Annotated in this window: 27 protein-coding genes; 17 read left to right on the top strand and 10 right to left on the bottom strand. The window is 72.6% G+C overall.

Going from position 1 to position 23,871, the window contains the following annotated elements; all coding sequences use genetic code 11:
• Positions 1 to 300: 300 nt before the first annotated feature.
• The 4 genes from ACZ6R9_RS18695 to ACZ6R9_RS18680 all read left to right on the top strand — a co-directional run bounded on the left by ACZ6R9_RS18695 (position 301) and on the right by ACZ6R9_RS18680 (position 4,892).
• Positions 301 to 2,679 carry a phosphoketolase family protein gene (locus tag ACZ6R9_RS18695; protein WP_380482930.1) on the top strand — a complete coding sequence of 793 codons (2,379 nt, stop codon included), beginning with the start codon at positions 301 to 303 and terminating at the stop codon, positions 2,677 to 2,679.
• A 45-nt stretch (positions 2,680 to 2,724) separates the two neighbouring features.
• A complete protein-coding gene (locus ACZ6R9_RS18690) occupies positions 2,725 to 3,522 on the top strand; it encodes a universal stress protein (protein ID WP_380482931.1) in 798 nt (265 codons plus the stop codon).
• A 191-nt stretch (positions 3,523 to 3,713) separates the two neighbouring features.
• Positions 3,714 to 4,502, top strand: a complete 789-nt coding sequence (locus ACZ6R9_RS18685; protein WP_465538938.1) for a universal stress protein — start codon at positions 3,714 to 3,716, stop codon at positions 4,500 to 4,502.
• A 21-nt stretch (positions 4,503 to 4,523) separates the two neighbouring features.
• Positions 4,524 to 4,892, top strand: coding sequence for a hypothetical protein (locus tag ACZ6R9_RS18680; RefSeq protein WP_465538936.1), 369 nt, complete (start codon positions 4,524 to 4,526; stop codon positions 4,890 to 4,892).
• Between the two features lie 120 nt (positions 4,893 to 5,012).
• Here the strand turns inward: ACZ6R9_RS18680 and ACZ6R9_RS18675 are convergent, their stop codons facing one another.
• Positions 5,013 to 5,639, bottom strand: coding sequence for a hypothetical protein (locus ACZ6R9_RS18675; protein WP_465538934.1), 627 nt, complete (start codon positions 5,637 to 5,639; stop codon positions 5,013 to 5,015).
• A 152-nt stretch (positions 5,640 to 5,791) separates the two neighbouring features.
• Positions 5,792 to 7,360, bottom strand: coding sequence for an oleate hydratase (locus tag ACZ6R9_RS18670; protein ID WP_465538932.1), 1,569 nt, complete (start codon positions 7,358 to 7,360; stop codon positions 5,792 to 5,794).
• 535 nt (positions 7,361 to 7,895) lie between these two features.
• Between ACZ6R9_RS18670 and ACZ6R9_RS18665 the strand changes: the two genes are divergently transcribed.
• The 4 genes from ACZ6R9_RS18665 (at position 7,896) to ACZ6R9_RS18650 (ending at position 10,284) form a co-directional block, all read left to right on the top strand.
• Positions 7,896 to 8,402, top strand: coding sequence for a universal stress protein (locus tag ACZ6R9_RS18665; RefSeq protein WP_465538930.1), 507 nt, complete (start codon positions 7,896 to 7,898; stop codon positions 8,400 to 8,402).
• Positions 8,317 to 8,646, top strand: a complete 330-nt coding sequence (locus ACZ6R9_RS18660; RefSeq protein ID WP_465538929.1) for a universal stress protein — start codon at positions 8,317 to 8,319, stop codon at positions 8,644 to 8,646. The genes ACZ6R9_RS18665 and ACZ6R9_RS18660 overlap by 86 nt, the downstream gene beginning before the upstream one ends.
• A 220-nt stretch (positions 8,647 to 8,866) precedes the next feature.
• Entirely contained in the window at positions 8,867 to 9,313 is a 447-nt protein-coding gene (locus ACZ6R9_RS18655; protein WP_465538928.1) for a universal stress protein, read from the top strand.
• 86 nt (positions 9,314 to 9,399) lie between these two features.
• On the top strand, positions 9,400 to 10,284 hold the full coding sequence (locus tag ACZ6R9_RS18650; protein WP_465538927.1) for a CBS domain-containing protein: 885 nt from the start codon (positions 9,400 to 9,402) through the stop codon (positions 10,282 to 10,284).
• Positions 10,285 to 10,300: 16 nt separating this feature from the next.
• On the opposite strand, the gene ACZ6R9_RS18645 is transcribed toward ACZ6R9_RS18650, so the two are convergent.
• On the bottom strand, positions 10,301 to 11,236 hold the full coding sequence (locus ACZ6R9_RS18645) for a pirin family protein (protein ID WP_465538926.1): 936 nt from the start codon (positions 11,234 to 11,236) through the stop codon (positions 10,301 to 10,303).
• A 130-nt stretch (positions 11,237 to 11,366) separates the two neighbouring features.
• Here ACZ6R9_RS18645 and ACZ6R9_RS18640 point away from each other — a divergent pair, with 130 nt between their 5' ends.
• Together ACZ6R9_RS18640 and ACZ6R9_RS18635 are read left to right on the top strand one after the other, a co-directional pair.
• Positions 11,367 to 11,903 (top strand): carboxymuconolactone decarboxylase family protein, encoded by a 537-nt coding sequence (locus ACZ6R9_RS18640; RefSeq protein WP_465538925.1) that lies wholly within the window; start codon positions 11,367 to 11,369, stop codon positions 11,901 to 11,903.
• Between the two features lie 289 nt (positions 11,904 to 12,192).
• Positions 12,193 to 12,756, top strand: a complete 564-nt coding sequence (locus tag ACZ6R9_RS18635) for a DUF4291 domain-containing protein (RefSeq protein ID WP_465539375.1) — start codon at positions 12,193 to 12,195, stop codon at positions 12,754 to 12,756.
• Positions 12,757 to 12,947: 191 nt separating this feature from the next.
• On the opposite strand, the gene ACZ6R9_RS18630 is transcribed toward ACZ6R9_RS18635, so the two are convergent.
• Together ACZ6R9_RS18630 and ACZ6R9_RS18625 are read right to left on the bottom strand one after the other, a co-directional pair.
• Complete coding sequence (locus ACZ6R9_RS18630) at positions 12,948 to 13,478, bottom strand: GNAT family N-acetyltransferase (protein WP_380482949.1); 531 nt, start codon at positions 13,476 to 13,478, stop codon at positions 12,948 to 12,950.
• 368 nt (positions 13,479 to 13,846) lie between these two features.
• Entirely contained in the window at positions 13,847 to 14,635 is a 789-nt protein-coding gene (locus ACZ6R9_RS18625; protein WP_465538924.1) for an alpha/beta fold hydrolase, read from the bottom strand.
• A gap of 265 nt (positions 14,636 to 14,900) precedes the next feature.
• Between ACZ6R9_RS18625 and ACZ6R9_RS18620 the strand changes: the two genes are divergently transcribed.
• Positions 14,901 to 15,761 carry an S-methyl-5'-thioadenosine phosphorylase gene (locus ACZ6R9_RS18620; protein ID WP_465538923.1) on the top strand — a complete coding sequence of 287 codons (861 nt, stop codon included), beginning with the start codon at positions 14,901 to 14,903 and terminating at the stop codon, positions 15,759 to 15,761.
• 141 nt (positions 15,762 to 15,902) lie between these two features.
• On the opposite strand, the gene ACZ6R9_RS18615 is transcribed toward ACZ6R9_RS18620, so the two are convergent.
• The gene (locus ACZ6R9_RS18615) at positions 15,903 to 16,226 is read right to left on the bottom strand and encodes a hypothetical protein (protein ID WP_380482955.1); all 324 of its coding nucleotides are present in this window, start codon (positions 16,224 to 16,226) and stop codon (positions 15,903 to 15,905) included.
• Between the two features lie 354 nt (positions 16,227 to 16,580).
• Here ACZ6R9_RS18615 and ACZ6R9_RS18610 point away from each other — a divergent pair, with 354 nt between their 5' ends.
• The gene (locus tag ACZ6R9_RS18610; RefSeq protein WP_380482957.1) at positions 16,581 to 16,925 is read left to right on the top strand and encodes a hypothetical protein; all 345 of its coding nucleotides are present in this window, start codon (positions 16,581 to 16,583) and stop codon (positions 16,923 to 16,925) included.
• Between the two features lie 187 nt (positions 16,926 to 17,112).
• On the opposite strand, the gene ku is transcribed toward ACZ6R9_RS18610, so the two are convergent.
• Positions 17,113 to 18,135: a non-homologous end joining protein Ku gene (gene ku / locus ACZ6R9_RS18605; protein ID WP_465538922.1), complete on the bottom strand. Its 1,023-nt coding sequence runs from the start codon at positions 18,133 to 18,135 to the stop codon at positions 17,113 to 17,115.
• Between the two features lie 32 nt (positions 18,136 to 18,167).
• Here ku and ligD point away from each other — a divergent pair, with 32 nt between their 5' ends.
• The gene (ligD, locus tag ACZ6R9_RS18600; RefSeq protein WP_465538921.1) at positions 18,168 to 19,067 is read left to right on the top strand and encodes a non-homologous end-joining DNA ligase; all 900 of its coding nucleotides are present in this window, start codon (positions 18,168 to 18,170) and stop codon (positions 19,065 to 19,067) included.
• Positions 19,068 to 19,126: 59 nt separating this feature from the next.
• On the opposite strand, the gene ACZ6R9_RS18595 is transcribed toward ligD, so the two are convergent.
• Positions 19,127 to 20,029 carry a GNAT family N-acetyltransferase gene (locus tag ACZ6R9_RS18595; RefSeq protein WP_380482964.1) on the bottom strand — a complete coding sequence of 301 codons (903 nt, stop codon included), beginning with the start codon at positions 20,027 to 20,029 and terminating at the stop codon, positions 19,127 to 19,129.
• A gap of 300 nt (positions 20,030 to 20,329) precedes the next feature.
• On the bottom strand, positions 20,330 to 21,091 hold the full coding sequence (locus tag ACZ6R9_RS18590) for an alpha/beta fold hydrolase (protein ID WP_465538920.1): 762 nt from the start codon (positions 21,089 to 21,091) through the stop codon (positions 20,330 to 20,332).
• Positions 21,092 to 21,198: 107 nt separating this feature from the next.
• On the opposite strand from ACZ6R9_RS18590, the gene ACZ6R9_RS18585 reads away from it, so the two are divergent.
• Positions 21,199 to 21,990, top strand: a complete 792-nt coding sequence (locus tag ACZ6R9_RS18585) for a DNA-formamidopyrimidine glycosylase family protein (RefSeq protein ID WP_380482968.1) — start codon at positions 21,199 to 21,201, stop codon at positions 21,988 to 21,990.
• A 48-nt stretch (positions 21,991 to 22,038) separates the two neighbouring features.
• Here ACZ6R9_RS18585 and ACZ6R9_RS18580 read toward each other — a convergent pair whose 3' ends face one another.
• Positions 22,039 to 22,674 carry a nucleoside/nucleotide kinase family protein gene (locus ACZ6R9_RS18580; protein WP_380482970.1) on the bottom strand — a complete coding sequence of 212 codons (636 nt, stop codon included), beginning with the start codon at positions 22,672 to 22,674 and terminating at the stop codon, positions 22,039 to 22,041.
• Between the two features lie 78 nt (positions 22,675 to 22,752).
• Between ACZ6R9_RS18580 and ACZ6R9_RS18575 the strand changes: the two genes are divergently transcribed.
• Genes ACZ6R9_RS18575 through ACZ6R9_RS18565 form a run of 3 tightly spaced genes read left to right on the top strand, consistent with a single transcriptional unit; the run spans position 22,753 to position 23,776 of the window.
• On the top strand, positions 22,753 to 23,256 hold the full coding sequence (locus tag ACZ6R9_RS18575) for an HD domain-containing protein (protein ID WP_465538919.1): 504 nt from the start codon (positions 22,753 to 22,755) through the stop codon (positions 23,254 to 23,256).
• Positions 23,257 to 23,315: 59 nt separating this feature from the next.
• The gene (locus tag ACZ6R9_RS18570; protein WP_380482974.1) at positions 23,316 to 23,489 is read left to right on the top strand and encodes a hypothetical protein; all 174 of its coding nucleotides are present in this window, start codon (positions 23,316 to 23,318) and stop codon (positions 23,487 to 23,489) included.
• The gene (locus ACZ6R9_RS18565; protein WP_380482976.1) at positions 23,486 to 23,776 is read left to right on the top strand and encodes a dsRBD fold-containing protein; all 291 of its coding nucleotides are present in this window, start codon (positions 23,486 to 23,488) and stop codon (positions 23,774 to 23,776) included. The genes ACZ6R9_RS18570 and ACZ6R9_RS18565 overlap by 4 nt, the downstream gene beginning before the upstream one ends.
• Positions 23,777 to 23,871 lie beyond the last annotated feature (95 nt).

The following is a 23,871-nucleotide window of genomic DNA, read 5'->3' as shown; positions in this document are numbered from 1 at the left end:
GGTGAGTTCGGACCGCTCGGAATCCGCCCCACCGCGGGCAACTGCTGGGCCGGACAAGGCAGGCCGGATCGGCTGCCGGTGACCGCCGGCAGTCCCCTTTCCCAGGCCTTACATCCCGGCGGCGGGCGGTGGGCCGGGGCCGTTCGAGTGAGGCACAGGACGGGCAGGGACCACCGGCCCGTTCCCCTTGCAGAATGTGGCCTGTTCGGCCCTGCGGAGGATCCGGCCGCGGGGCGACGATGAAGGCCGACCGCCCGCCGGCGGTCGGTGAAGCCGGCAGACTCCGAGGAGAGCGCAGCCATGTCCGACACCCCCAGTTCGGCCCCCGGTGGACCGTCCGACGAGGAGGTCTGGGCGCTCGACGCCCACTGGCGGGCCGCCAACTACCTCGCGGCGGGCCAGATCTACCTGATGGCCAACCCGCTGCTGCGCGAGCCGCTGCGCCCGGAGCACATCAAGCCCCGCTTGCTGGGCCACTGGGGCACCTCGCCCGGCCTGAACCTGGTCCACACCCACCTCAACCGCGTGATCAAGGCCCGGGGCCTGGACGCGGTCTGCGTCTGGGGACCCGGGCACGGCGGGCCCGCCGTGCTGGCGAACTCCTGGCTCGACGGCAGCTACACCGAGACCTACCCGAGCGTCACCCGGGACGCGGACGGCATGGCCCGGCTGTTCCGGCAGTTCTCCTTCCCCGGCGGCGTGCCCAGCCACGTCGCCCCCGAGACACCGGGTTCCATCCACGAGGGCGGAGAACTCGGCTACGCGCTGTCGCACGCCTACGGCGCCGCCTTCGACAACCCAGGCCTGCTGGTCGCCTGCGTCATCGGCGACGGCGAGGCCGAGACCGGACCTCTGGCGGCCTCCTGGCACGGCAACAAGTTCCTCGACCCGGTGAACGACGGCGCCGTCCTGCCGATCCTGCACCTCAACGGCTACAAGATCGCCAACCCGACCGTCCTGGCCCGGCTGCCCGAGGCGGAACTCGACGCACTCCTGCGCGGCTACGGCCACGACCCGCTGTACGTCACCGGCGAGGACCCGCTCACCGTCCACCGGGCGATGGCCGAGGCCATGGACACCGCACTGGAGCGGATCGCCGCCCTCCAGCACGAGGCCCGCGCCGAGGGCAGCACCCGCCGACCGTACTGGCCGCTCATCGTGCTGCGCACCCCCAAGGGCTGGACCGGCCCGGCCGTGGTGGACGGACTGCCGGTCGAGGGCACCTGGCGCGCTCACCAGGTCCCGCTCGACCAGGTCCGCGACAACCCCGCGCACCTGCGGCAGTTGGAGGAGTGGCTGCGCTCCTACCGGCCGGAGGAACTCTTTGACGAGAACGGCCACCCGGCGGCGCCGGTCCTCGACTGCGTCCCCGAAGGCCAACGTCGCCTCGGCGCCAACCCGCACGCCAACGGCGGCCTGCTGCTGCGCGACCTGCCGATGCCGCCGCTGGAGCGCTACGCCGTACCCGTGGACAAGCCCGGCGCCACTCTGCACGAGCCGACCCGGGTCCTGGGCGACCTGCTGGCCCAGGTGATGGCAGACACCGCCGAGCGCCGCGACTTCCGTCTGGTCGGCCCGGACGAGACCGCCTCCAACCGGCTCCAGGCCGTCTACGCGGCCACCGGCAAGGCCTGGCAGGCGCAGACCCTGCCCGTCGACGAACACCTCGCCCCCGACGGCCGGGTCATGGAGATCCTCTCCGAACACACCTGCCAGGGCTGGCTGGAGGGCTACCTCCTCACCGGCCGCCACGGCCTGTTCTCCTGCTACGAGGCCTTCGTCCATATCGTCGACTCCATGGTCAACCAGCACATCAAGTGGCTGCGCACCACCCGTGCCCTGCCCTGGCGCGCCCCCATCGCCTCGCTCAACTACCTGCTCACCTCGCACGTATGGCGCCAGGACCACAACGGCTTCTCGCACCAGGACCCCGGCTTCGTCGACCACGTCCTCAACAAGAGCCCCGAAGCCGTCCGGGTCTACTTCCCGCCGGACGCCAACACCCTGCTCGCCACCGCCGACCACGTCCTGCGCAGCCGCGACTACGTCAACGTCGTGGTCGCCGGCAAGCAGCCCTGCTTCGACTGGCTCACCCTCGACCAGGCCCGCGTCCACTGCGCCCGGGGCGCCGGGATCTGGGAGTGGGCCGGTACCGAGGACGGCACCCGCGAACCCGACGTCGTGCTCGCCTGCGCCGGGGACGTTCCCACCCAGGAGGTCCTCGCGGCCGCCCAGCTGCTCCGTAGCCATCTGCCCGACCTGGCCGTCCGAGTGGTCAACGTGGTCGACCTGGCCCGGCTGATGCCCTCCGAGGAGCACCCGCACGGCATGCCCGACGCGGAGTTCGACGCCCTGTTCGGCCGCGACCGACCGGTGATCTTCGCCTACCACGGCTACCCGTGGCTGATCCACCGCCTCGCCTACCGCCGCGCCGTCCACCCCCACCTGCACGTGCGCGGGTACAAGGAGTCGGGCACCACCACGACGCCCTTCGACATGGTGGTCCGCAACGACCTCGACCGCTACCGGCTCGTCATGGACGTCATCGACCGGGTGCCCGGCCTCGCCGTCCGGGCCGCCGCCCTGCGCCAGGAGATGGCCGACCGGCGCTCCCGCCACCACGACTGGATTCGGGAGCACGGCACCGACCTGCCCGAGATCACCGACTGGACCTGGTAGGGCTGACGTGGAACCAGGGGGGCCGACCGTCAGGAGACCAGCACCGTGGACCTACCCGTCGCCGTCGGAGTGGACGGCTCCGACCCCAGCCTGGCCGCCGCCGACTGGGCCGCCCGCGAGGCGCTGCTGCTCGGCCGCGCGCTGCGCGTCCTGCACGCCCCGCCCCTGACGCCCCAGCTGCTCCCCGGCCGGCCCGCCGGGCGCCTGCCGGACCCTGATGCCCTGTTGCACGAGGTCTGCCATGTTCTGGCGGTGCGGTACCCCCGGTTGGAGATCCGCTCCGACGAGGTCCACGACCTCGCCCCCGCGGCGCTGCTGGCCGCGGGGGAGGACGCCGAACTGCTCGTCGTCGCCGCCCGCGGTACCGGCGGCTTCCCGGACCTGCGGGTCGGGTCCACCGCCCTGCACCTGGCCGCCCGGGCCGGCTGCCCGACCGTGGTGCTGCCGGTGGACCCGCCGGGCCCGGATCCGCGCGAGCAGATCGTGCTCGGGCTGGACGCCCGCCGACCCGCCGAGGCGGCCCTGGAGTTCGCCTTCGCCGCCGCGCACCGCCACGGACTGCCGCTGCGGGTCGTGCACGCCTCGGCCACCGGCCTGCCGGACGACGAGGCCGGACTCCTCGCCCGCGTCCTCGCACCGTGGCAGGCCGCCCACCCCGAGGTCGAGGCCGTCCCGGAGAGCACAGGCGCGGGAGCGGGCCCGGCACTGGTGGAGGCGTCGGCCAAGGCCCGACTGCTGGTGCTGGGCAGGCGGCCCGTGCTCCTGGTCGGCGCGCTCGGCCCGGTCGGCCACGCCGTCCTGCACCACACGCTCTGCCCGGTCGCCGTCGTCCCGGACGCGTGAGCGGGACCTTCGGGCCGTACCGGAGGGCTGCTCGGCCTCTGTGACCGCCCCGGGGCGACCGCGAGTCCGTTCCGGAGACCCTGGGTCGCTCGCAGCCGTGCCGCGGCCGTCGAACGAGGAGGAAACGTCGTCATGACGCACGCCGTAGTGGTCGGAGTCGACGGATCGGAACCGAGCAAGGCCGCGGCCGCATGGGCCGCTCAGCAGGCCGGCCGCTGCGGATGATCCACGCCGGCGCGGCGGAGGCGTTCGCACCCACGGAGCCCGGCGGCGGCGGTGAGTCCCTTCCGCAGCCGGTGCTCGCCATGCGGGACCACATCGCGCGCGTGCTGCCGGGCCTGGAGATCACCTGTCGGCACGTCCCCGGCAATCCGGCGTACGCGCTGGTCGCCGCCGGCGGGCGGGACAGCCTGCTGGTCGTCGGCTCACGCGGATCGGGCGGGCTCACCGGCCTGCTGGTCGGCTCGATCGCGCTGCGCACGGTGGCGCGTGCCCACTGCCCCGTGGTTGTGGTGCGAGCCGGGGCGGACGGAGCGGCGGGCGACTCCGGTGATGTGGTGGTCGGGCTGGACAGCGCTCCGCCCAGCGGCGAGGTACTCGCCTTCGCCTTCGAACAGGCCGCCGCGCGGGCCGCGACGCTTCGGGCGCTCGAGAACCGCACGCTTCCTGCCGGGCCCTACCTGACGGAGGCCTCGGTGGGGCAGCCTGAGATCAGGGACTCCCTGGCGGCGGCGGAGCCGGTGCGTCGCCAGGACGCGCTCGCGCCCTGGCGCGAGAAGTTCCCCCAGGTGCGCGTCGAGGCCGAGGTGACGGCCTGGCCGGCCGGACGGGCGCTGGTGGAGGCGTCGCGGGGAGCCTCGTTGACGGTGGTGGGCCGTCGGACGTCGGGGCTGCACCCGGCCGCACCCTGGTCGGGCGGTGTAACGCATACCGTCCCGCACCACGCGCACTGCCCGGTCGCGGTCGTCCCGCACGACTGATCCGTCCGCACCGAGGTGGCCGTGGTACCGACGCTGGGCGTGGGCGCGGGCAACGTCCCGGCGTACGTCGAGTGGAGCGCGGACCTGAAGCGGGCGGTGAACGACGTCGTGCTGTCCAAGTCCTTCGACAACGGCATGATCTGCGCCTCCGAACAGGCCGTCGTCCTGGATGCGGAGATCCGCGACGCCGCGCTCACCGAGTTCCGCAGGCTCAAGGCGCACCACGCGAGCGCCGAGGAGAAGGCGCTGCTGGAGCGGTACCTGTTCGGCGCCGGCGACGGGACGGCCTGTGCGGGCGGTCGGCTGAACGCGGACGCGGTGGGCCGCTCGGCGGCACAGGTGGCCTCGGCAAGGACCTCCACCTGCGCTTCGTCCTCGTCCCCGGCCTGACGGGGCGCGCTGAGCCGGAAACCGCCGGAGCCGACGACACCTGCCCCGTGGCGGGGGCGGTGCCGCCGGCTCCGGCAGCGGGGCCTCGGCGTGCGGTGCTTCCGGGACGGCGGTGGGGGCTCAGCGGAGCCAGGCGTGCTCGCGGACGACCGGGAGAGCGGCCCAGCGGCGCCCCAGCCCCCAGGTGTCGCCGGCGCCGAGGGCGGCCAGCGCGAGGAGCAGCAGAGCGTAGACGACGTGGTAGTCGACGAGGGGGTTGTTGGAGCCGCTGGCGGCGCCGTTGGCGAGGTGGCGGGCGGGCGGCCACTCGGCGGCCCACATCAGGGCCAGCAGCAGGGTGCCGCCACCGGCGGCGACGCGCATCCCGACGCCGCCGACGAAGGCGAGGCCGATGCCGAGCAAGCCGAGCATGAACAGCCAGTCGGCCCAGGCCTGCCCGGCCCAGGCGTGGAAGGTGGACTGGAGCGGACCGGCCGAGACGTGGCTGAGGAAGCCCTTCGTCGGGGAGCCGCCGTTGAGCCAGGAGCCGGCCTCTCCGGTGGCGTAGCCGAGGCCGAACGTCTTGTCGAGGAAAGCCCAGAGGAAGACGGAGCCGACGGTGATCCTGGCGCCCGCGACCGCGAGCCCCGCCCCGGTGGTCAGGGCGACGGTGCCTGATGCCTCCCCGGAGCGCCGGGTCGCGACCGGGCGCCGGCCCGTGGTGAGACGGTGGGTGAACCGGGGGAGGTGCGGGTGGTGGACGGCCATGGCGAGCTCTCCTTGTCGATTTCCACGGTGGATCGGTCGTTTTGTGGTGCTGGGACAGGACCGTCGGCCGGGCCCCGAGGTGCCGGAGCCGGGTCGTGCGGGTGGATCGGAGAGGCGGTCGGTGCCCGCCTCTCCGGTGTGAGCCGGTCGGGCTACTTGCGGTGCATGGTGTGCAGGGCCTGGCCAAGGACGTGCGGGTCGTGGTCGCCCTTGTAGACGGCCGGGGGCTGCCGGTCGAGGTCGAGGAGCTGTGCGACGGCGGTCCAGGCGGTGCGTACGGAGTACTCGACGGTGAAGACGACGTCGTCGGGTACCTCGGCGTACTGGCCGATGAAGGCGAGGTTTGTGGAGCCCTTCGGGACCACCTGGGGCCGGTCACCGTTGCTCCGTACCAGGAACTGGCTGGTGATGTACGGCATCAGGCAGGGGACGGCGGTCGAGGTTCCCGCGATCTTCTCGGCAGTGTCGGGATCGACGGCCAAGTGCTGGAGGACCTCCTGGAGGATCTCCGCGCCGCTGCACTCCCGCATCGGCTTCTGGACGAAGGTGCCGGGCTTGTCGGGGAAGAGGCCGTAGCCCCACCACACGGATACGTCCTCGGGCTGCTGCTGGTAGACCGGCTGGCGGTTGACGACGACGGTGAGCAGCCACGGGGAGTCGGTGAGGGTGAGCAGGCCGCCGCGGCCGGTCGGGCGGCCGGTGAACGTCTCCATCCAGTCGAGGAAGGCGGGGTCCTTGGCAGTCACGGTGAAGGACTCCCAGGTGGAGTCCTTGGGGCTGCGGTCGAACACCTCTGGGTGGCCGAAGTCCTCGCGCCCGCGGGCGATCCGGTGCCACAGCAGGAAGGAGTCGGGGCTGAGGGAGGTGTCCGGGCCGTGCGGCGGGGCGGTGTGGGAGCCGAGGACGGAGTCGGCGGTCATCGAGCCGTTGGTGACGAACACGAGGTCGTCCTCGGCGACGGGGAGGTCGGCGTGCGCGCCTGCGAAGTGGATGCGCTCGACGCTCGTGCCCGGCCCGCTCCGGAAGGCCAGGTCCGCGACCCGGCGGCCGATGTGGATGTGGACCCCCTGCTCCAGGAGCCAGGCCGTGAGCGGCCGGATGATCGAGTCGTACTGGTTGTAGCGGGTCCGGTAGATCCCGGACATCGTCTCGAACTCCGGGAAGAGGTGGACGAAGCGCTTGAGGTAGCGCCGGAACTCGATGGCGCTGTGCCACGGCTCGAACGCGAAGGTGGTGCACCACATGTACCAGAAGTCGGTGGTGAAGAAGCCCTCGTCGAAGCAGTCGGTGATGCGCTTGCCGTCCAGCAGCCGCTCGGGCGTGGCCAGGCACTTGACCAGTTCGAGCCGGTGGTGTTCGGAGAATCCCATGGCGTGTCCGTCGCAGATCTCGCCACCTGCGCGCACCAGGCGGGCGGTGTCGTCCCAAGGGGATTCGTCGTGCGAGTCGAAGATGTCCTGGGTGGCCGACTTCGACGGGTCGTCCAGCGACGGAATGCCGGACAACAGGTCGAACGTGCAGCGGAACTGCGCCTCGAACATCCGGCCGCCGCGCATCGTGTACCCCGCCTCCGGCGTACCGCCCGCGTCCAGGCTGCCGCCGACTTCGTCCTGCCCCTCGTAGACGTGGATGTCGCCGCCGGCGAAACCCGCGTCCCGGATGAGGAAGGCTGCTGCGGACAGGGCGGCGATGCCGCCTCCGACCAGATGGGCCTTGGGCATCGGATGTCTCCTCAACTGTCGTGCACTGAACCGCCATCGGCTGGATGAGTGGCGATCCCGGCGATTGGCGCCGGGCGATCGAGTCCGTCGATCGAGGGTGCGGACGACAGCTTGCCCCCGGGCCGGCCGACGGGTCGTTGGGCCGTTGGGCGCCGGTGGTGGAACGACGGTCCCGATGGCGTCCCGGATTCACGGGACCGGCGGACCGTGACCTTCGGGCCCTGCCGCTGGGCAACGTGGACCCTGCCGAACCTCAGTGCGGGAAGGAAGGGCTGATCGGGCGGACAGCTACCTCAGGAGCCGAGGAGGAGACCGATGAACAGTCCCGGACCGATCCTTGCCGTACCCACGCCCGTGCCCACGCCCGTGCCCGTGTCCGTGCCCACGCCCGTGCCCACGCCCACGCCCGTGCCCGTGTCCCAGTCCCCGTCCGGGCCTGTGGTCGTCGGCCTCGGTCGCTCCGCGGCCGGCCGAGGAGCCCTGACCTGGGCGGCGGACGAGTCCGCCCGCACCGGCCGGGTGCTGCGGCTGGTCCATGTCCTGGAGCGGCCGCAGACCGATCCGGACGAGGACACCCCGCGACCGTTGGACGATCACCTCCGGGTCGGGGCCACATCGTCCTGGCACAGGCACGCAAGCTCGTCGAGCAGTGGCACCCGGCCTGGAGACCGAGACCCGCGCGGTCGACGGGCCGCGGGCGCGCGGGCTGCTGGAGCAGGCCGCGGACGCCTCGCTCCTGGTCGTCGGAGCCAAGCGCAGGCCGGTTGTCGAGCAGGTGCTCTCGCTCCCGCCGATCGGCGTCCCGCTCAGCTCCCACGCCCCCTGCCCGGTGGCGGTCGTCCGCGAGACGGCGGACACCGCCGCGAATGCCCCCAGGCCGCTGGTCGTCGTCGGAGTGGACGGATCGCCGGACTCCCTGGCGGCTCTGGAACTTGCCTTCGCGCAGGCCGGGGCACATGGTGCCGTGCTGCGCGGTCCAGGTCTGCCGGGCCCGGTCGGGGCGGACCTCCGCCACGCGTACGGCGGATCCGGGCCGGGCTGAGGCCGAACTGCACCGGGCAACCGGCGAGTTGCGCAAGGGTGATCGAGTCGAGGTCGAACACGAGGTGGTGTTCGGACATTCTGTGGGAGCACTGCTGGGCGAGGCCGCTCGGGGCCTGTGTCTCGTCGTCGGCTCGCGGGGCCTCGGCGGCCTCCGGGGGCTGCTCCTCGGGTCGGTGAGCCACGCTCCGGTCGAGTACGCGGAGTGCCCACTGATCGTCGTCCCCTCGCGCAAGGGGCGCTGAGGGGCATGGCGCGGATTCCGGCCTCGGCCGCACACGCGGTCCGGGCGGGACGGCGGCCCCGAGACCGCACCGCACGGCATTCCCTTCGGCAAGGAACTCACGGCCCTGTGCCGGGCAAGGGCCGGCCTGAAGGTCCCGGCCTCCGGACCCGTTCGGTCCTTCGCAACAGTCGCTGCAATGCCGATGGTTGAGACCGACGAGAATACGAAGGAGAAGACACGTGAGCGAGCAGACCGGACCGGAACAGCGGATCGTGGTCGGTGTCGACGGATCGCCGGCATCGGTCGACGCGCTCCGGTGGGCCGTCGGCCAGGCCCGCCTGCGGGGCGCCGTGGTGGAGGCCCTGATCGCGTGGCAGCATCCGGTGGCCACCGGGTGGACGGTGCCGATCGAGTCCTACGCGGACTTTCCGGGCATCGCACGGAAGACCCTCGACGACAGCGTCAGCGAGGCGACCGGTTCCGACGCCCCGGTCGAGATCAGGACCTGGGTGCAGGAGGGTGGCGCCGCCGAGCGCCTGCTGGACGCGGCCCGCGGCGCCGAACTCCTGGTCGTCGGCAGCCGGGGCCACGGCGGTTTCACCGGCGCCCTGCTCGGCTCGGTCGGCCAGCACTGCGTCCACCACGCGCCCTGCCCGGTCGTCGTGGTCCGCCACCCCAAGGACTGACGCGCACACCCCGTAACCGCCGCGCGGCCGTGCCGCCGACCTGAAAGGAGCGAACCGACCATGCGACACCGGATCGGGGAGAACTGATGACGTCGGCCGTCGTGCACGTGAAGCCCGACACCGGCTTCAAGGAGATCGCCCGGCTGCTCGCCGAGCACGACATCACCGCCGTGCCCGTCCTGGACCACGAGGACCGGCCGCTCGGCGTGGTCTCCGAGGGCAACCTGCTGCTCAACGAGGCGGCCCAGGAGGACCCCGCAGGACTGCCGCTCACCCCGGACCCGCCGCCCCGCGAGCGCGCCCGCAGCCGGGCGACCACCGCTGTGGGCCTGATGACCGGCCCGGCCGTGTGCGCGCGCCCGGAGCGGAAGGTCGTCGAGGCCGCCCGACTGATACAGAGCGAGCGCGTCAAGCGTCTGCCCGTTGCCGACGAGGCCGGCCGCCTGGTGGGCATCCTCAGCCGCAGCGACCTGCTCCGCGTGTTCCTCCGCCACGACGGGGCCATCCGCGAGGAGATCCGGGCCGAGGTCCTGCGCCGCACCCACCTGCCGGGATCCGGCACCGGCCGCCGTCGAGGACTTCGACGGCGGCCGACCGGTGCGTTCGCACCCGGAGGAAGATCATTTCCTGAGCCGCCCTCCAAGCAGCACCGATCGGTCGGGGTCCCTCTGTCGCAACTGCCCGAGCGCAGGGCCTCGATTGCTGGAGAAAGCCACCGGCGGGAGGATCGCCCCCAGGCTCGCAACCTGGCCCGACAGTGCCCGGTGTCGGCCTGGCGGGCCGTCAGAAAAGTCAGCAAAAACTCAGCATTCATCCGACCGCAGCCTGCAAAACCTGCCCATACATGGGAATCGACCTGTGCTGGCAAGCTCTGCGGAGGTCCCCGTCCCCGGTACCCGTCGGCGCTGACGGCCGCGCCGAAAGCGGTCGCGGAGCACTCCCTCGTGGACTGTGTCCGCGACCGTCTGTAGGAGGCGTTTTAGCAGGTCAGAAGCGGTTTCCGCGCGCCTTCAGGGCCACGTTCGGAAGCTCCGGAGCGGGTAGCCGGTCGCCCGGGTAACCCTGGACCTCGCCGAACCGAACCCCCTTCTCCCAGTCGGTTCGTGCTTGCACGATCTCCTCACTGGATCGGCCGATGAAGTTCCACCACATGACGATCTGTTCGTCGAAGGGGGTGCCGCCGAGGAGGATCAGGCGGGCGGGGGTGGGGGAGGGGTTGGTGAGGCTGAGGGTGGTGGCGCCGGGCGGGAGGTAGCCGAGGTCGGCGGGGTGCAGGGGGGTGCCGGCGAAGGTGATGTCGCCCTGGTCGACGAGGAGGCCGTGCTCGAAGGCGGGGTCGACGTCGAGGGTGAGGGTGGCGCCCGGGTCGAGGACGAGTTCGGCGCCCAGGAGCGGGCTGAAGGTGGGAACGGGGGAGGTGTCGCCGGCCAGCGTGCCGAGGAAGACGCGGGCCTCGGCGCCGTCGAGGGTGACGGGGCTGGGGACGTGGTGGTGGAAGTCCCGGGCGGTGTGGCGGTGTTCGTCGGGGAGCGCGACCCACAGCTGGACGCCGTGCAGAACGCTGGTGGCGGCCGTGGAGGTCTCGGAGTGGGCGATGCCCCGACCGGCCGTCATGAGGTTGAGCTCGCCGGGGCGGACGAAGGCGTGCACGCCGAGGCTGTCGCGGTGCTCGATCTCGCCGCTGAACAGCCAGCTGACGGTCTGCAGGCCGATGTGCGGGTGAGGGGCGACGTCCATCCCGCCGGTGGTGGCGACGTCGTCGGGGCCGTAGTGGTCGATGAAGCACCAGGCGCCGATCAGGGTGCGCTCGCGCTGGGGGAGAGTGCGGCGGACGGTCATCGCGCGCGGCCCGCCGAGCGGGACGTCCCGCGGCGGGAGGACCCGGACGGTGGCCGGGCGGGGCCCGTTCTCGGTGGTGCTCATGGTGGTGCTCCCTCCCGTGCCGTCCGGAGACCGGAGTCTCCGTGCGGCCCGTTCCACAAATCGTTTCAGCTTCAACTATTATGGAGGGTATCGTCAGACAAATGCCAGCACGCAGGCGGAGGAGCTCCAGGTGACCGAGGTGGCGACCACCACGACCAGCACGACCGGCCGGCGGGTCTACATCGACAAGCAGCACCCGCAGGCCTTCCGGGCCCTGCGGTCCACCGCCGAGACGGTCCGCGAGGTCGCCGCCGAGGCCGGACTCGACCGCCGCCTCGTCGAACTGGTCAACCTGCGGGTCTCGCAGCTCAACGGCTGCGCCTACTGCCTGGACGTGCACACCAAGGCCGCCCTGCAGGCAGGCGAGAGCGTGCAGCGGCTCGGCGTGCTGAGCGCCTGGCGCGACACCGCGCTGTTCGACGAGCGCGAGCGGGCCGCACTGGCGCTGGCCGAGGCGACCACCCACCCCGCCGACGCCACCGCCCAGGACGTGGCGTACGCGCAGGCCCGGGCGGTGTTCGGGGACGAGCAGATCTCGGCCGTGATCTGGGTGGCCGTGACCATCAACGCCTTCAACCGCGTCTCGATCCTGAGCAAGCACCCGGTCCGACCCACGCGCGCGGGCGCGCCCGCCGCTACGAACGGGCAGGTGCTCATCGGGGGCTGACGTCGCGTCAGCGCTGTCGCTGTCGCTGTCGCTGCTGCTGCCGCTGCCGCTGCCGCTGCCGCTGCCGCTGCCGCTGCCGCTGCCGCTGCCGCTGCCGCTGCCGCTGCCGCTGCCGCTGTCGCCGTCACTGTCGCTGTCGCCGTCGTGGCCGAGGGCGGCGGGTCGGCCGCCGGAAAATGCGTGGCCGGCAGGACCGGGCGGGTGGCAGGGTCGGAGGATGGCCCAGCAGCACAGCTCGCCCCGCCGTCCGTCCCGCCAACCGCTCCGCGGGCCCGTCGCGCCCGGGCGGGTGTCCGAACTGCACGCCGTGCGCGCCGACTTCGACGACAGCACGATCGTGGTCTACCAGGCGTACGCGCCCGCGATCGCCGAACCCGCGCTGCGGGCCGGGCGGTTCGTCGCGCCGTTCTCGTTCCGGCGGATGACCTGGATCAAGCCCTCGCTGCCCTGGCTGCTGCACCGCAGCAACTGGGGCACCAAGCCGGGGCAGGAGCGCATCCTGGCTGTCCGGATCACCCGACAGGGCTGGGAACGCGCGCTGGCAGCAGCCGAGTTGACCACCGGGGACCAGCAGCGGCTGGCGGCGGCCCAGGTGCACGTCCAGTGGGACCCGGAGCGGTCGCTGCGTGGCGCGGCGCTCAACCACTACAGCATCCAGGTCGGCCTGGGGCGGGAGACCGTCCGCGCGTACGCCGAGGAATGGATCGTCTCCCTCACCGACCTCACCCCGCAGATCCGGCGCGCCGCCGAACTGGTCCGCACCGGCCGCACAGAACAGGCCCGCCGCCTGCTCCCGGACGAGCGCCGCTACCCGCTGCCCGCCGAACTTGCCGCCCGCCTCTGCCGAGTGTGAAACCCCGTCGGTGCAACGGCCGCCCGGGGGCGGAACGGGCGCGGGTGCGGGGATGGGCGCGGGTGAGGGTGAGCGCTGGCGGGGATGGGCGCGGGTGAGGGTGGGCGCACCGGGGATGGGCGTGGGCGGGGAGGTGAACGGGCGGGGCGGTCGGCGCAGCGGCCGGGGGAGGTGGAGGAGGGGGAGGGGGGTCAAGCCAGGTCGGAAGGGCGGATCCGGTAGACCTGAAGGTTCAGGTCGTAGTACTTGGTGGTCTCGCCGACCCAGCGCATCCCGAGCCGCTTCGCCACCGCGTGCGCCCGGTCGTTCTTCGGCCGGGCCACCGCGAACACCTCCTCGACGTCCTGGGTGAACGCCCAGCGCAACAGCGCCCGGCCCGCCTCCGTCGCGTACCCCTGGCCCCAGGCGTGCGGGGCGAGCTGCCAGGTGATCTCCAGGTCCTCGTCGTAGGGAGGCAGCGGCCGGATGCCCAGCCCGCCGACCACCTTCTTGTCCTCCCGGCGCTCCACGGCCCACCGCCCACGCGGGGGCAGCAGCCCAGGCTGCTCCTGCGCCCAGGCCTGCAGCACCGAACGCATCGCCTCGACATCGGAGACCCGGGACATCGCCGGTGTCAGCCAGCGGGCGACGTCCGTGGAGCCGTACACGGCCAGCGCGTCCTCGGCGTCGTCGGGCGTCCAGTCGCGGACGACGAGCCGATCAGTGGTCAGGCTGATCCCCATGGCCGGGTCCTCCCTCATTCGATTGGCGGACGTCTCCTCCCCGGAGTGTGCGCCCCCGGCCCGCCCCAGTCGAGCCGAAGAGTCGGCCCTCGCTGTCCGTTGCTGATCGGTTACGCGGCAGGCTCTCTGGCCGGGTGTCCAGGCGTTCGCGGTCCGTTCCTCGGGGTGGGCGGGGCGCTGGGGGGTGGGGTGGGTGGGTGGTGCGGGGGCCGAGATGATCTACGCAGGGATAGTCTCTGCAGGGATGGTTTTCGTCGGGAGGTTTCGAAGGTGATCGGCCCGTGGAGTTCATCCCTGCGGAGATAGTCTCTGCAGGGATGAACTCCCCGCGCCGACCCGTTCGGCGGAGACGGCCCAACAGCGCGGGTTCAGCGGCGGCCCGTCAGCGGAATGCACAGGCCGTCCGCGCCGCCGCCCTCCAGGGCCAGCGCGGTGCCGATCTCCTCGGGCAGCGCCGCCAGGCCCAGCAGAGCCAGCGCCAGTCCGGCGGTGGTGCGGTGCCAGTCGCCGGCGCGGCGCATCAGGGTGTGGCCGCTGCCGAACACCCGGTAGCCGGCCACCCGCGCTCCGTGGTCCCGGGCCCGCAGGGCGAACAGGTCGGTGTCCGCGGGCGGGGTCACCCGGTCGCGGTCGCCGTGCAGCATCAGCACCGACCGGCCCCGGAGGTGTTCGGTCGGCTCGTCCTGCGGGCACCACGGCGCCAGCGCCACCACCCCCTGCACGCACGGGTGCGCGGCTGCCCGCAGCGCCGCCCGGCCGCCCATCGAGTGCCCGATCAGCACCGTCGGCACCGGCCCGAGCGTCTCCGCCAACTCCGCCATCGCCGCCTCTGCGTCGCGGGCCGCGTCCGCGCGCTCACCGTTCCACCCCCGGCAGCGGTAGTGCACCGTGCCCACCGCCAGCGACCGTCCCGCAGCCCCGTCCGCACCGCGCTGCGCCGAGCGCCGCACCGCGCGCTCCACGGCCCGCGCGAACGGGCGCATCCGCAGGCCCGGCAGGTTCAGCGCCGGCACCGGCTCCGGGCCGAACTCCCGCCCACCGTGCAGTACCAGCACCGCCGCGTCCGGCGCCGCCGGCCGTACCCGCCAGGACAGTGCCCGGTGCGCCACCCTCGTCCCGCCCTCGCCGGAGTGCACCGCCAGCCGCCCGTCGTTCATCACACCGTCCCGTCACCGCGCCGACCTGGGCTGCCACTGTACGCGGACGCCACCGCCGACCGGGAGCCCAAAGATCGCCCGGTGCCCGAGTGCGGCAGCCCGAACCGCACAGGTCCGGTGAGGGACACCGGACCTGACTGCTCGTAGGGTGGCAGCATGCCCACGGCGGGCCGCACCGTCCGCCGGTTGGCACCCCAGTCGCAGCCCCGCCGCGCCCCTCGGGCCGTGGCGGGCCCGCGTCCCACCGGTAGAGCCGAGGAGAGCCATGGCCGACGTCCACCCGCCCCGCACCGACGGCACCCCGACCGCCGAACTCGGCGTCATCGGCGGATCCGGACTGTACGCACTGCTCGAAGACGCCACCGAAGTGCACGTCGAAACGCCCTACGGGCCGCCCAGCGACGCCCTGCTCATCGGCGAGGTGGCGGGCAGGCGGGTCGCTTTCCTGCCGCGTCACGGTCGCGGCCACCGGCTGCCGCCGCACCGCATCAACTACCGCGCCAACCTGTGGGCGCTGCACTCGCTCGGGGTGCGTCAGGTTCTTGGCCCGTGCGCCGTCGGCGGCCTGCGTCCCGAGTTCGGCCCGGGCACGTTGCTGGTACCCGACCAGTTCGTGGACCGCACCTCCTGCCGGGTGCAGACCTACTACGACGGCCGGAGCCTTCCCGACGGCTCGATGCCCGAGGTGGTGCACGCCGCGATGGCCGACCCCTACTGCCCCGACGGCCGGCGCGCCACGCTGGCCGCCGCCCGCTCACTCGCCTGGGAACCGGTCGACGGCGGCACCCTGGTGGTGGTCGAGGGCCCGCGCTACTCGACCCGCGCCGAATCCCGCTGGTTCACCGCCAACGGCTGGTCCGTGGTCGGCATGACCGGCCACCCCGAAGCCGTGCTGGCCCGCGAACTCGGCCTCTGCTACACCTCGTTGGCGCTGGTCACCGACCTGGACGCCGGAGTGGAGACCGGTGAGGGCGTCACCCACGCCGAGGTGCTGGAGGTCTTCGCCCGCAACATCGACCGCCTGCGCGCCGTCCTGTTCAAGGCCCTCGAATCGCTGCCCGCCACCCGCGACTGCCTCTGCTCGCACGCCCTGGACGGCCTGGAGACCGGCCTGCCCGGCGTCTGACCCGGCGTCCCGGTTGCCCGGGCTGTTCCGTGGCACCGACCGCTCCCGGGGCGTCGGCCCGGCGACGCCGATCGGCCGGCGCCCGCCGTCCTCCGACGGTGCGCCGGCCGAACGCGCTCCCCGCGCGGGCGGGTGCGCCCGCTATCGATTCCGCCCGCGCCGGCAGAAGTGCGCCAGCGCCAGCAGGGCCGCAAGCGCCGTGCCCCAGGCCGCCACCACGGCGACCAGCAGCATCGGCGCCCGCAGTGCCACCGCCAGTCCCAACAGTCCGAACGACATCACCAGACAGCATGCGATCACCACGACCACGGATCGTGGGCGGGCGGCCAGTGACCGCCGAAGCCGTGCCAACCGTGCTGGTCGCATCGTGCGCAGCTCGCGCTCCAGCTCCAGATCGCTCCCCAGCTCGGCCTCGATCTGATGAAGGATCAGGAGCTCACGCGGGGAGAGTGCCGGTCCGTCCATCAACCACCTCCGCGCCGCCAGGCAGGCGCGCTCGGCCTTCCCCGCCGGCGCGTCCCTACGTCCCAGGTAGCAACACATCTGCCCGCTGCACGCCGGTTCTAACATGCGAACGTCGTGCCGAACTGCCCTGCTGCGACCGGCGTTTCGTCCCCCGACGACCCAAATGACCCGCGTGCCGCGCCCACCCCACCGGCCCCGGGCGCACTCCTTCGGGCGGCGGCCGCACGGCCGCTGCGACGGCGCGCGGCGTGCACGGGCAGAACCGATTCGCCACCGGGCCCCGCCCCTACGGTGGTTCGCGCCGGGACGGACCCGCCGACCCCGGCGTTCGATCGGAAAGGCCGTACTACCCCCATGCACCTGCGTCACACGGCTGCCGCCGCCGTCGCCTCGCTCGCCCTGCTGTTCGCCACGCCATGTCCCGCCGCTGCGGCCGTCGGTGAGTTCCGCTACAGCTACTACGACGACTTCGGCAACCGTGCCGAGGGTGTGCTGATCGATCCGGACAGCCGGGTCTGCCACACCCTCCCCGAGGTCGCCGACCCCGACGCCACTGAACCCGCCTTCGCCCCACGGAACATCACCAACTCGACCGTCACCGTCTTCACCGGCCCCGACTGCGACGGTGACTACTACTCGCTGCGCCCCGGAGGCCGCGCCAGCGACCGCCTCAAGCTCCGCTCCGCCGTCTTCTCCTGACCCACCCTCCATCCGCACAAACCGCCGTGCGGCCCCGCCCCAACCGGGGCCGCGCGTCATCGGCAATCTCGGGGCCATGGTGGCGGAGCGTGGGTGTCGCGGAGGTCGCGCAACTCGCAAGCGCCATGGGGGACGCGGGAGTTGCGCGACGGACGAGAGCCGCGGGACTCGCCGGAGTGAGGGGACGTCAGGACGCCTTGCGAGGCGTGCTCTTCTTCGTGGCGGCCTTCTTGGCCGGAGCCTTCGCGCTCTTCTGCGCCGCCGCCCCGCTCCTTCTTGTCGATGTGGACCGGGCCCGCTTCGCGGCACCGCCGCCGGACGCCGCGCGCGACCTCGTGTCCGACCCCGTGTCCTGCCCCGCTTCCGTTTCCTCGGCGTCCGCCGCCGATCCCGTTGCCCGACTGCCCTTCGCACTCCGTCCGTGCCCGCCCTTGGCGGCCTTCACGCTGCTGCGCAGTACCGCCATCAGGTCGATCACCTCGGCCTCGCCGCCCTCGGCCTGCTCCTCCAGGTGCGGTGCCTCGACCCCGGTCAGCTTGGCGTCGATCAACTCCTGGAGCGCCAGCTGGTATTCGTCGTGCAACGCTGACAGGTCGAAGTCCTCCGACAGCGTGTCCATCAGCGAACGCGCCATCTTCAGCTCCTGCGGACGGACCGTCACCTTCTCGTCCGGCGCCATCCCCTGCGCCGAGCGAACCTCGTCCGGCCACAGGCAGGTCTGCAGCACCAGGGTGTCCTCGTGCACCCGCAGTACCGCCAGCGACTCCCTGGTCCGCATGGTCACCTTGGTCACCGCGATCTGCCCCGACGCGCGCAGCGCATCCCGCAGCAGCACGTACGGCTTCGCCGGGGCCTTATCGGCCGTGGCCACGTAGTAGGCCTTGGAGTACATCAGCGGGTCGATCGACTCGGCGGGGACGAACGCCAGCACGTCCACCACCTTCTTGCTCGGCAACGGCAGTTCCGCCAGATCCTCCTCGTCGAGCACCACCTGGCGACCGTCCGGGGACTCGTGCCCCTTGGCGATCTCGCTGTACGGAACCTCCTTGTCCTCCGCCTCGCAGAACCGCTTCAACCGGATGCGTGAGCCGTCCTTCGCATGCACCTGGTGCAGGGCAGGCCCGCTGTGCTCCTCAGTGGCGGCATACAGCTGGACCGGTACGCTGACCAGCCCGAACGTGATGACGCCTTTCCAGGTGACCTGTGGCATGGCATGGCCCTTTCGCGGGGATTTCCCACGGTATGCCCGAGCGACAGGTCACGGAAGTCGAGGGCCGCCGCCTGGTCCTCTCCCACCTCGACAAGGTCCTGTGGCCCGCCACCGGGTGGACCAAGGGCGAGGCCCTCTACTACTACGCGCAGATCGCCCCCGCGATGCTCCCACACCTGCGTGGCCGCGCCGCCAGCTTCCTGCGCTTCCCCTCCGGCATCGGCGAGGAGGGATTCTTCGCCAAGAACCCGCCACCCGGCCTGCCCGACTGGGTGCGCACCGTGACCGCGCCCAGCCACGAAGGCCCCAAGCAGCGCGTCGCCGTGGACGACCTGCCGACACTGATGACCGTCGCCAACGGCTACGCCCTCGAACTGCACGTCCCGCAGTGGACCTCCGAGAGCGGACCCGACGCCCACGACCGCCTGATCGTCGACCTCGACCCCGGACCCGGTGCCGACCTCACCCACTGCTGCCTGGTCGCCCTGCTGATCCGCGAAGCCCTCGCCGCCGACGGGCTGGTCTGCCGGCCCAAGACCTCCGGCAGCAAGGGACTCCACCTGTACGTCGCGCTGCGCCCCGCCCCCGCCCGGCAGGTCAGCGACTACGCGCGCGCCCTCGCCGAACGCCTCGCCCGCGAGTACCCCGCCCTGATCGTGTCCCGGATGACCAAGGCGCTGCGCCGGGGAAAGGTGTTCGTCGATTGGTCGCAGAACGCGACGGCGAAGACCACCGCCGCGCCCTACACCCTGCGTGCCACCAGCATTCCGGGGGTGTCGGCCCCGGTGAGCTGGAGCGAGGTGGAGCAGTGCACCGACCCGGCCGAGCTGAGGTTCAGCCCGGAGGAGGTGCTCGACCGGTTCGCCGAACAGGGCGACCTGCTGGCCGATCTGCTCAGCGACGACCAGACGCTGCCGGAGCCTGACGGCTGACCCGAGCGACCGGCCGGTCGGCGCCGGGGAGGTTCGGCAGTGGGGCGGTGGTGCGGCTATCAGGATGTGGTGGCCTCCGCGGCAGGCTCGGCGATCAGGGCGGTGGCGATGCGGCGGAAGCCGACGCTCTCGTATATTCGCGCCACGGCGTCGTCGCTGGCGGACAGGAAGACCGTGCGTATCCCGGTGGCCCGGGCGTGCTCGACCAGCTGCGCGGTGACCCGGCGCGCCAAGCCCTGCCGCCGCAGGGACGGGAGCGTCGCCACTGCAACGATCTCGCTGACGTCGCCGATCGGCTGGTGGCAGCCGGAGGCGCCGGCCAGTCCGTCCGGCCCGACGGTCGCGGCGACGACCGTGCGGCCGGCCTCCATGCGGGCTGCCATCCGCGTCACCTGGCCGTCGGCGATCGCCGTCCGGGTGGCGTCGGCGAGCTGTTCCGGGCCGGCTGTGCCGACCTGGGTACCCGGGTCGGCGAAGGCGAGGTGCGGGACGGCGACGGCGCTCGCCAGCAGCGGGTCGTCGATCGTCAGCACCCGGACCTCCGGGTCGCCCTCCGTTGCCGGCGCGGTAGTTGACGGGCCGTCGAGCTCCAGGATCAGCAGCGGGTGCTCGTGCACCTCCAGGCCGGAGGCCTCGATCGCGGCGCGCAGACCCGGCGTGGTCTCGTGCACCCACTCGAAGCTCTCCGGTGCGCCCAGCTCGCGCTGGCGGGCCCGGACCCGCTCCACGTCCGCCGCGGTGAACTGCCCGTCGCCGCCGAGCTGCGGGCGTCCGTAGTAGTGCCAGCCCGACCCCGTGCGGACGAACAGGGTGAACGGGCCGTGCTCCTCGGCGGTGGCGGAGAACCGGGGAACGGCGTCGAAGAACTCCTCGAGCCGGGCCAGGACGGCCGACGGCCCGCCTGCCCCCGGGGTGGGGGTGCGGTCGCTGTCGTGCTGGATGTCGTGCATCGTGCCGTCCAAGGGTGTGGTGCGTCCTCTCGTGGAGGTTGATCACGCGGAATCAAAGCAGGGCGATCGGACGCGTGCACCTGCTTTTTCGAACCCTGCCCACCAGCTGTTCGACCAGGGTGGCCTGCTCGGACCTGCGCCGGCGTCGAATGCCGAATCGGTTCTGCGAGGAGGCAAGAGCCCTGTTGGGGCCGAAAAAGTGAGGTGTATTCGCCTCCCGCGGGTGGTGGTGAGTGGGCCCAGGGGGTCGAACAGGATGCCGACATTCACCCGGAAGAGGGAATGTGAAGGGGGTGCCGCTGACGTTCCGCGTCAGGCCTTCCACACCGTGGCGAGGTGGGCGATCAGCAGCTCGGCCACCTCGGCCGGGCGCTCCAGGGCGGGCAGGTGGCCGGCCCAGGGCAGTTCGCGGTGCTCGCCGGAGGGCAGCACGGCTGCCGTCTCGACGGCGATCCGGCGGAAGTCGTCCACGTCGTGCCGGCCGCCGAACACCAGCGCGGGAGCGACGGCGTTGCGCAGGTCCACCTCGATCTCGGTCGGGTGGATCTCCTCCACGGGTGCGAGCTGCACCTCGTACGCGTTGCGCTGCATCACCCGGACCTTGGCCTTGGCCGCCTCGTCCGCGTCGGGCCCGAGCCAGGTGTCCACCATCAGCTCGACCGCCTCGTCCAGCCGGCCGGACTCGACCAGCTCGACCTCCCGCTCGCCCAGTTTCACCAGCTCGGCACTCGGCTCGTGCGTGGAGCTGCCGGGGCAGAGCAACGTCAGCGAGTGCACCCGCTCCGGACGCAGGGCCGCGAACTGGGCCGCCATGTTGCCGCCGAAGGAGGCGCCGACGAGCGAGACGCGGTCGATGCCGAGTTCGTCGAGCAGTTCCTCCAGGTCGGACAGGTTGCTGTACGGCGCGTCCGCGCAGGGGGTCTCCCCGAAACCGCGGAAGTCGCAGCGCACGACCCGGTACCCGGCCTCGCGCAGCGCGTCCCACTGGCCGTCCCACATCCGGCGGTCGCAGACGGAGGAGTGCAGCAGGAGTACCGCGGGGCCGGAGCCGGCCACCTCGTGAGTGATCGTCATCGCGCCAACCTAGAACAGCGGCTCACGACCTGACCAGGGGATTACCTGTCAGCAGAGGCAGCGGGGGCAGGCCGGGCGGTGTCCGTGGCGGACGGCATGATGGGGGAGTGCCCGAAGGAGACAGCATCTTCCTGGTCGCCACCCAGCTCAACCACGCCCTTGCCGGCGGGGTGCTGACAGTGGCGGACCTGCGCGTGCCCGCCCACGCCACCGCCGACCTCACCGGCCGACGGGTGCTGGAGACGGTGCCGCGCGGCAAACACCTGCTGACCAGGTTCGAAGGCGGCGTGACGCTCCACACCCACTTGCGGATGGACGGCCGCTGGCAGGTGTTCCGGCCCGGTGAGCGCTGGCGCAGCGGGCCGGCGTTCCAGATCCGGGCGATCCTCGGTACCGAGCAGGGCACCGCCGTCGGCTACCGACTGCCCGTGGTGCAACTGCTGCGCACCGCCGAGGAGGCCCGGGTGGTCGGCCACCTCGGCCCCGACCTGCTGGGCCCCGACTGGGACGTCGCCGAGGTCCGCCGCCGCCTGCTGGCCGCCCCGCAACGCCCGGTCGGCGCGGCCCTGCTGGACCAGCGGAACCTGGCCGGCCTCGGCAATGTGTACGCGAACGAACTGAGCTTCCTGGCCGGAGTCACCCCTTGGCTGCCGGTCGCCGAACTGCCGGACCTGGACCGGCTGCTGCACCGGGCGCACCAACTACTGGACGCCAACAAGCTGCGGCACGGCCACATCACCACCGGCGACACCCGGCCCGGCTGCCAGCACTGGGTGTACGGCCGGGCCCGTCGCAACTGCGTCCGCTGCGGCACGCCGATCCGTACCGGCACCCACGCGCAGGACCGCACCGCGTACTGGTGCCCGCGTTGCCAGCGCGGCCCGGCGCCGACCGGCTGACGGCGGCAGGCCGGTGGTGGACGGCCGCGGGCGCGGTGATCGAGGGCGTCAGTCCGGCTCGACCAGCGCCGGGTGGCGGGGGTCGTCCACCCGGACGGTGAGGTCGGCCAGTGCGGCCGGGTCGGTCTCGGTGCGGTAGCGCTCGTGGGCGGGCAGCGTCCAGTGCTGGTCGGCGGGGGTGCGGCGGGCGAGCGCAGCGGGAGTCTGGGTGAGGTGCACGGTGAGTTCGAACGGCAGCCAGCGGCCGAGCAGGAACGGGCCGTCCAGCAGCAGGACCCCGCGCGGCGGCAGTTCCCGGTAGCGGGCCCGGGTGGAGCGATCGGTGACCGGATCCCAGAAAGTGGGCAGTATCCGGCCGTCCGCGCCCGGCTCCAGCGGGTCGAGGACCTCGCGCAGCAGCGCGCCCTCGTCCAGCCACAGGTCGTGGAAAGCGTCCGGATCCTGCTTGCCGTACTCGAAGCGGACCGAGGCGGGGCGCAGGAAGTCGCCCGCCGAGACCCGCTGTACCGGTCGGCCGAGCAGTCGCAGCGGCTCCACCAACGCGTCCGCCAGCTCGTTCGGGCGGGCGGCGGCCGCGCCGTCGATCGCGACCCGCAGGCGGCGGTCCGGATCGTCGGGCAGCCGGTGGATCCGCTCGGCGAGCAGCGTGACCAGGCGCTCCGGGGAGATCGGGGTCACCCGCACCGGACGATCACATCCTTTCCGTCAACCGGACTATATTTTTCGGCACCTGATCGTCGCTCATCCCAGGGGGACCTAGCCGTGCCTTCACCGACCCTCGCCGAAGTCGATGCCCTCGCCGCCCGCGCCCACGCCGGACAGCACGACCGGATCGGTGCCCCCTACATCGAACACGTCCGCGCGGTGGCGGCGGGCGTTGCCGCGTTCGGTACCGGCCTGCAGATGGCCGCGCTGCTGCACGACGTGCTGGAGGACACCCCGACCCGCCCCGACGACCTGCTCGCCGCCGGGATCCCCACCGGCGTGGTCGCCACCGTCCGAAAGGTCACCAGGGAACCCGCGACGGACTACCGGGCGATGCTGCTCGACATCGTCACCGACCAGGCCGCCGCCCTCGTCAAGATCGCCGACAACGCCCACAACTCCCGTGCCGACCGCTCCGCCCAGCTGCCCGAGGCGGACCGCGTCCGGCTTGCCGAGCGCTACCGGGACGCCCGCGCCGTGCTGTGGCCCGCCGTGGCCGAAGCCGACCTGCGGACCGTCCTCGCCACTGTCAACCCCGCGTTGCTGGCCGAACTCGACTGAAGCGTTCGGCGGGAGCAGGCTGGAAGGAGCAGTGGGGGCCTGACAGCGAGGAGCCGAGAATGTCCGAGATGAACGACAGGCTCAACGACAAGGCGCAGCGCGACGAGGACGATGTTCGCGCTGCCGACCCCGAGGAAGGCATCACCTCCTACCAGAACATGCACGCCTGGGAGGAGTCGCAGGCGGAGGGCGACCGGATCGCCGAACCGCCCCAGCAGGAGGAGAAGCGGTGAACGCCCGAGCCGCGGTGCCCGAACCGCACATCTCCGACTGGAACGTGCGTCTGCGGCTGGTCGAGGTCGGTGACCTCACCCAGGCACACGCCGTCCTGGACACCGGCGTCAACCTGATCGAAGTCGACGCTGAGGCCCACCGCAGCGCCCAAGACCCCGCCGATCCGGCGATCGGCGACGAACTCGCCGTCGGACGCGCCCTGGCAGCCCTCGGGCAGCAACTGATTCACCGCGGCTCGACCGCCGCCGAAGCCGCCGAATCCGCCCGCCGTCGCGACACACCGTAATCTCCGACCGGCGGGGCGGGTGTCGAGGCGGGCCGGGGTGTGGCCGCTGGGCTCTCCCTGCGTCGCGTCGCCGGTGCGTTGCGTGGCCACTGCGT

It is taken from the genome of Kitasatospora sp. NPDC048662 (genome assembly GCF_055587065.1).
This window is presented reverse-complemented; position numbering and strand designations above follow the sequence as displayed.

Coding starts and splice junctions, on each gene's coding strand:
- ACZ6R9_RS18695 (WP_380482930.1), top strand. CDS start 301: ATGTCCGACACCCCCAGTTCGGCCCCCGGTGGACCGTCCGACGAGGAG.
- ACZ6R9_RS18685 (WP_465538938.1), top strand. CDS start 3,714: ATGGGCCGCTCAGCAGGCCGGCCGCTGCGGATGATCCACGCCGGCGCG.
- ACZ6R9_RS18675 (WP_465538934.1), bottom strand. CDS start 5,639: ATGGCCGTCCACCACCCGCACCTCCCCCGGTTCACCCACCGTCTCACC.
- ACZ6R9_RS18670 (WP_465538932.1), bottom strand. CDS start 7,360: ATGCCCAAGGCCCATCTGGTCGGAGGCGGCATCGCCGCCCTGTCCGCA.
- ACZ6R9_RS18665 (WP_465538930.1), top strand. CDS start 7,896: ATGTCCTGGAGCGGCCGCAGACCGATCCGGACGAGGACACCCCGCGAC.
- ACZ6R9_RS18660 (WP_465538929.1), top strand. CDS start 8,317: ATGGTGCCGTGCTGCGCGGTCCAGGTCTGCCGGGCCCGGTCGGGGCGG.
- ACZ6R9_RS18650 (WP_465538927.1), top strand. CDS start 9,400: ATGACGTCGGCCGTCGTGCACGTGAAGCCCGACACCGGCTTCAAGGAG.
- ACZ6R9_RS18645 (WP_465538926.1), bottom strand. CDS start 11,236: ATGAGCACCACCGAGAACGGGCCCCGCCCGGCCACCGTCCGGGTCCTC.
- ACZ6R9_RS18630 (WP_380482949.1), bottom strand. CDS start 13,478: ATGGGGATCAGCCTGACCACTGATCGGCTCGTCGTCCGCGACTGGACG.
- ACZ6R9_RS18625 (WP_465538924.1), bottom strand. CDS start 14,635: ATGAACGACGGGCGGCTGGCGGTGCACTCCGGCGAGGGCGGGACGAGG.
- ACZ6R9_RS18620 (WP_465538923.1), top strand. CDS start 14,901: ATGGCCGACGTCCACCCGCCCCGCACCGACGGCACCCCGACCGCCGAA.
- ACZ6R9_RS18615 (WP_380482955.1), bottom strand. CDS start 16,226: ATGGACGGACCGGCACTCTCCCCGCGTGAGCTCCTGATCCTTCATCAG.
- ACZ6R9_RS18610 (WP_380482957.1), top strand. CDS start 16,581: ATGCACCTGCGTCACACGGCTGCCGCCGCCGTCGCCTCGCTCGCCCTG.
- ku (WP_465538922.1), bottom strand. CDS start 18,135: ATGCCACAGGTCACCTGGAAAGGCGTCATCACGTTCGGGCTGGTCAGC.
- ligD (WP_465538921.1), top strand. CDS start 18,168: ATGCCCGAGCGACAGGTCACGGAAGTCGAGGGCCGCCGCCTGGTCCTC.
- ACZ6R9_RS18590 (WP_465538920.1), bottom strand. CDS start 21,091: ATGACGATCACTCACGAGGTGGCCGGCTCCGGCCCCGCGGTACTCCTG.
- ACZ6R9_RS18570 (WP_380482974.1), top strand. CDS start 23,316: ATGTCCGAGATGAACGACAGGCTCAACGACAAGGCGCAGCGCGACGAG.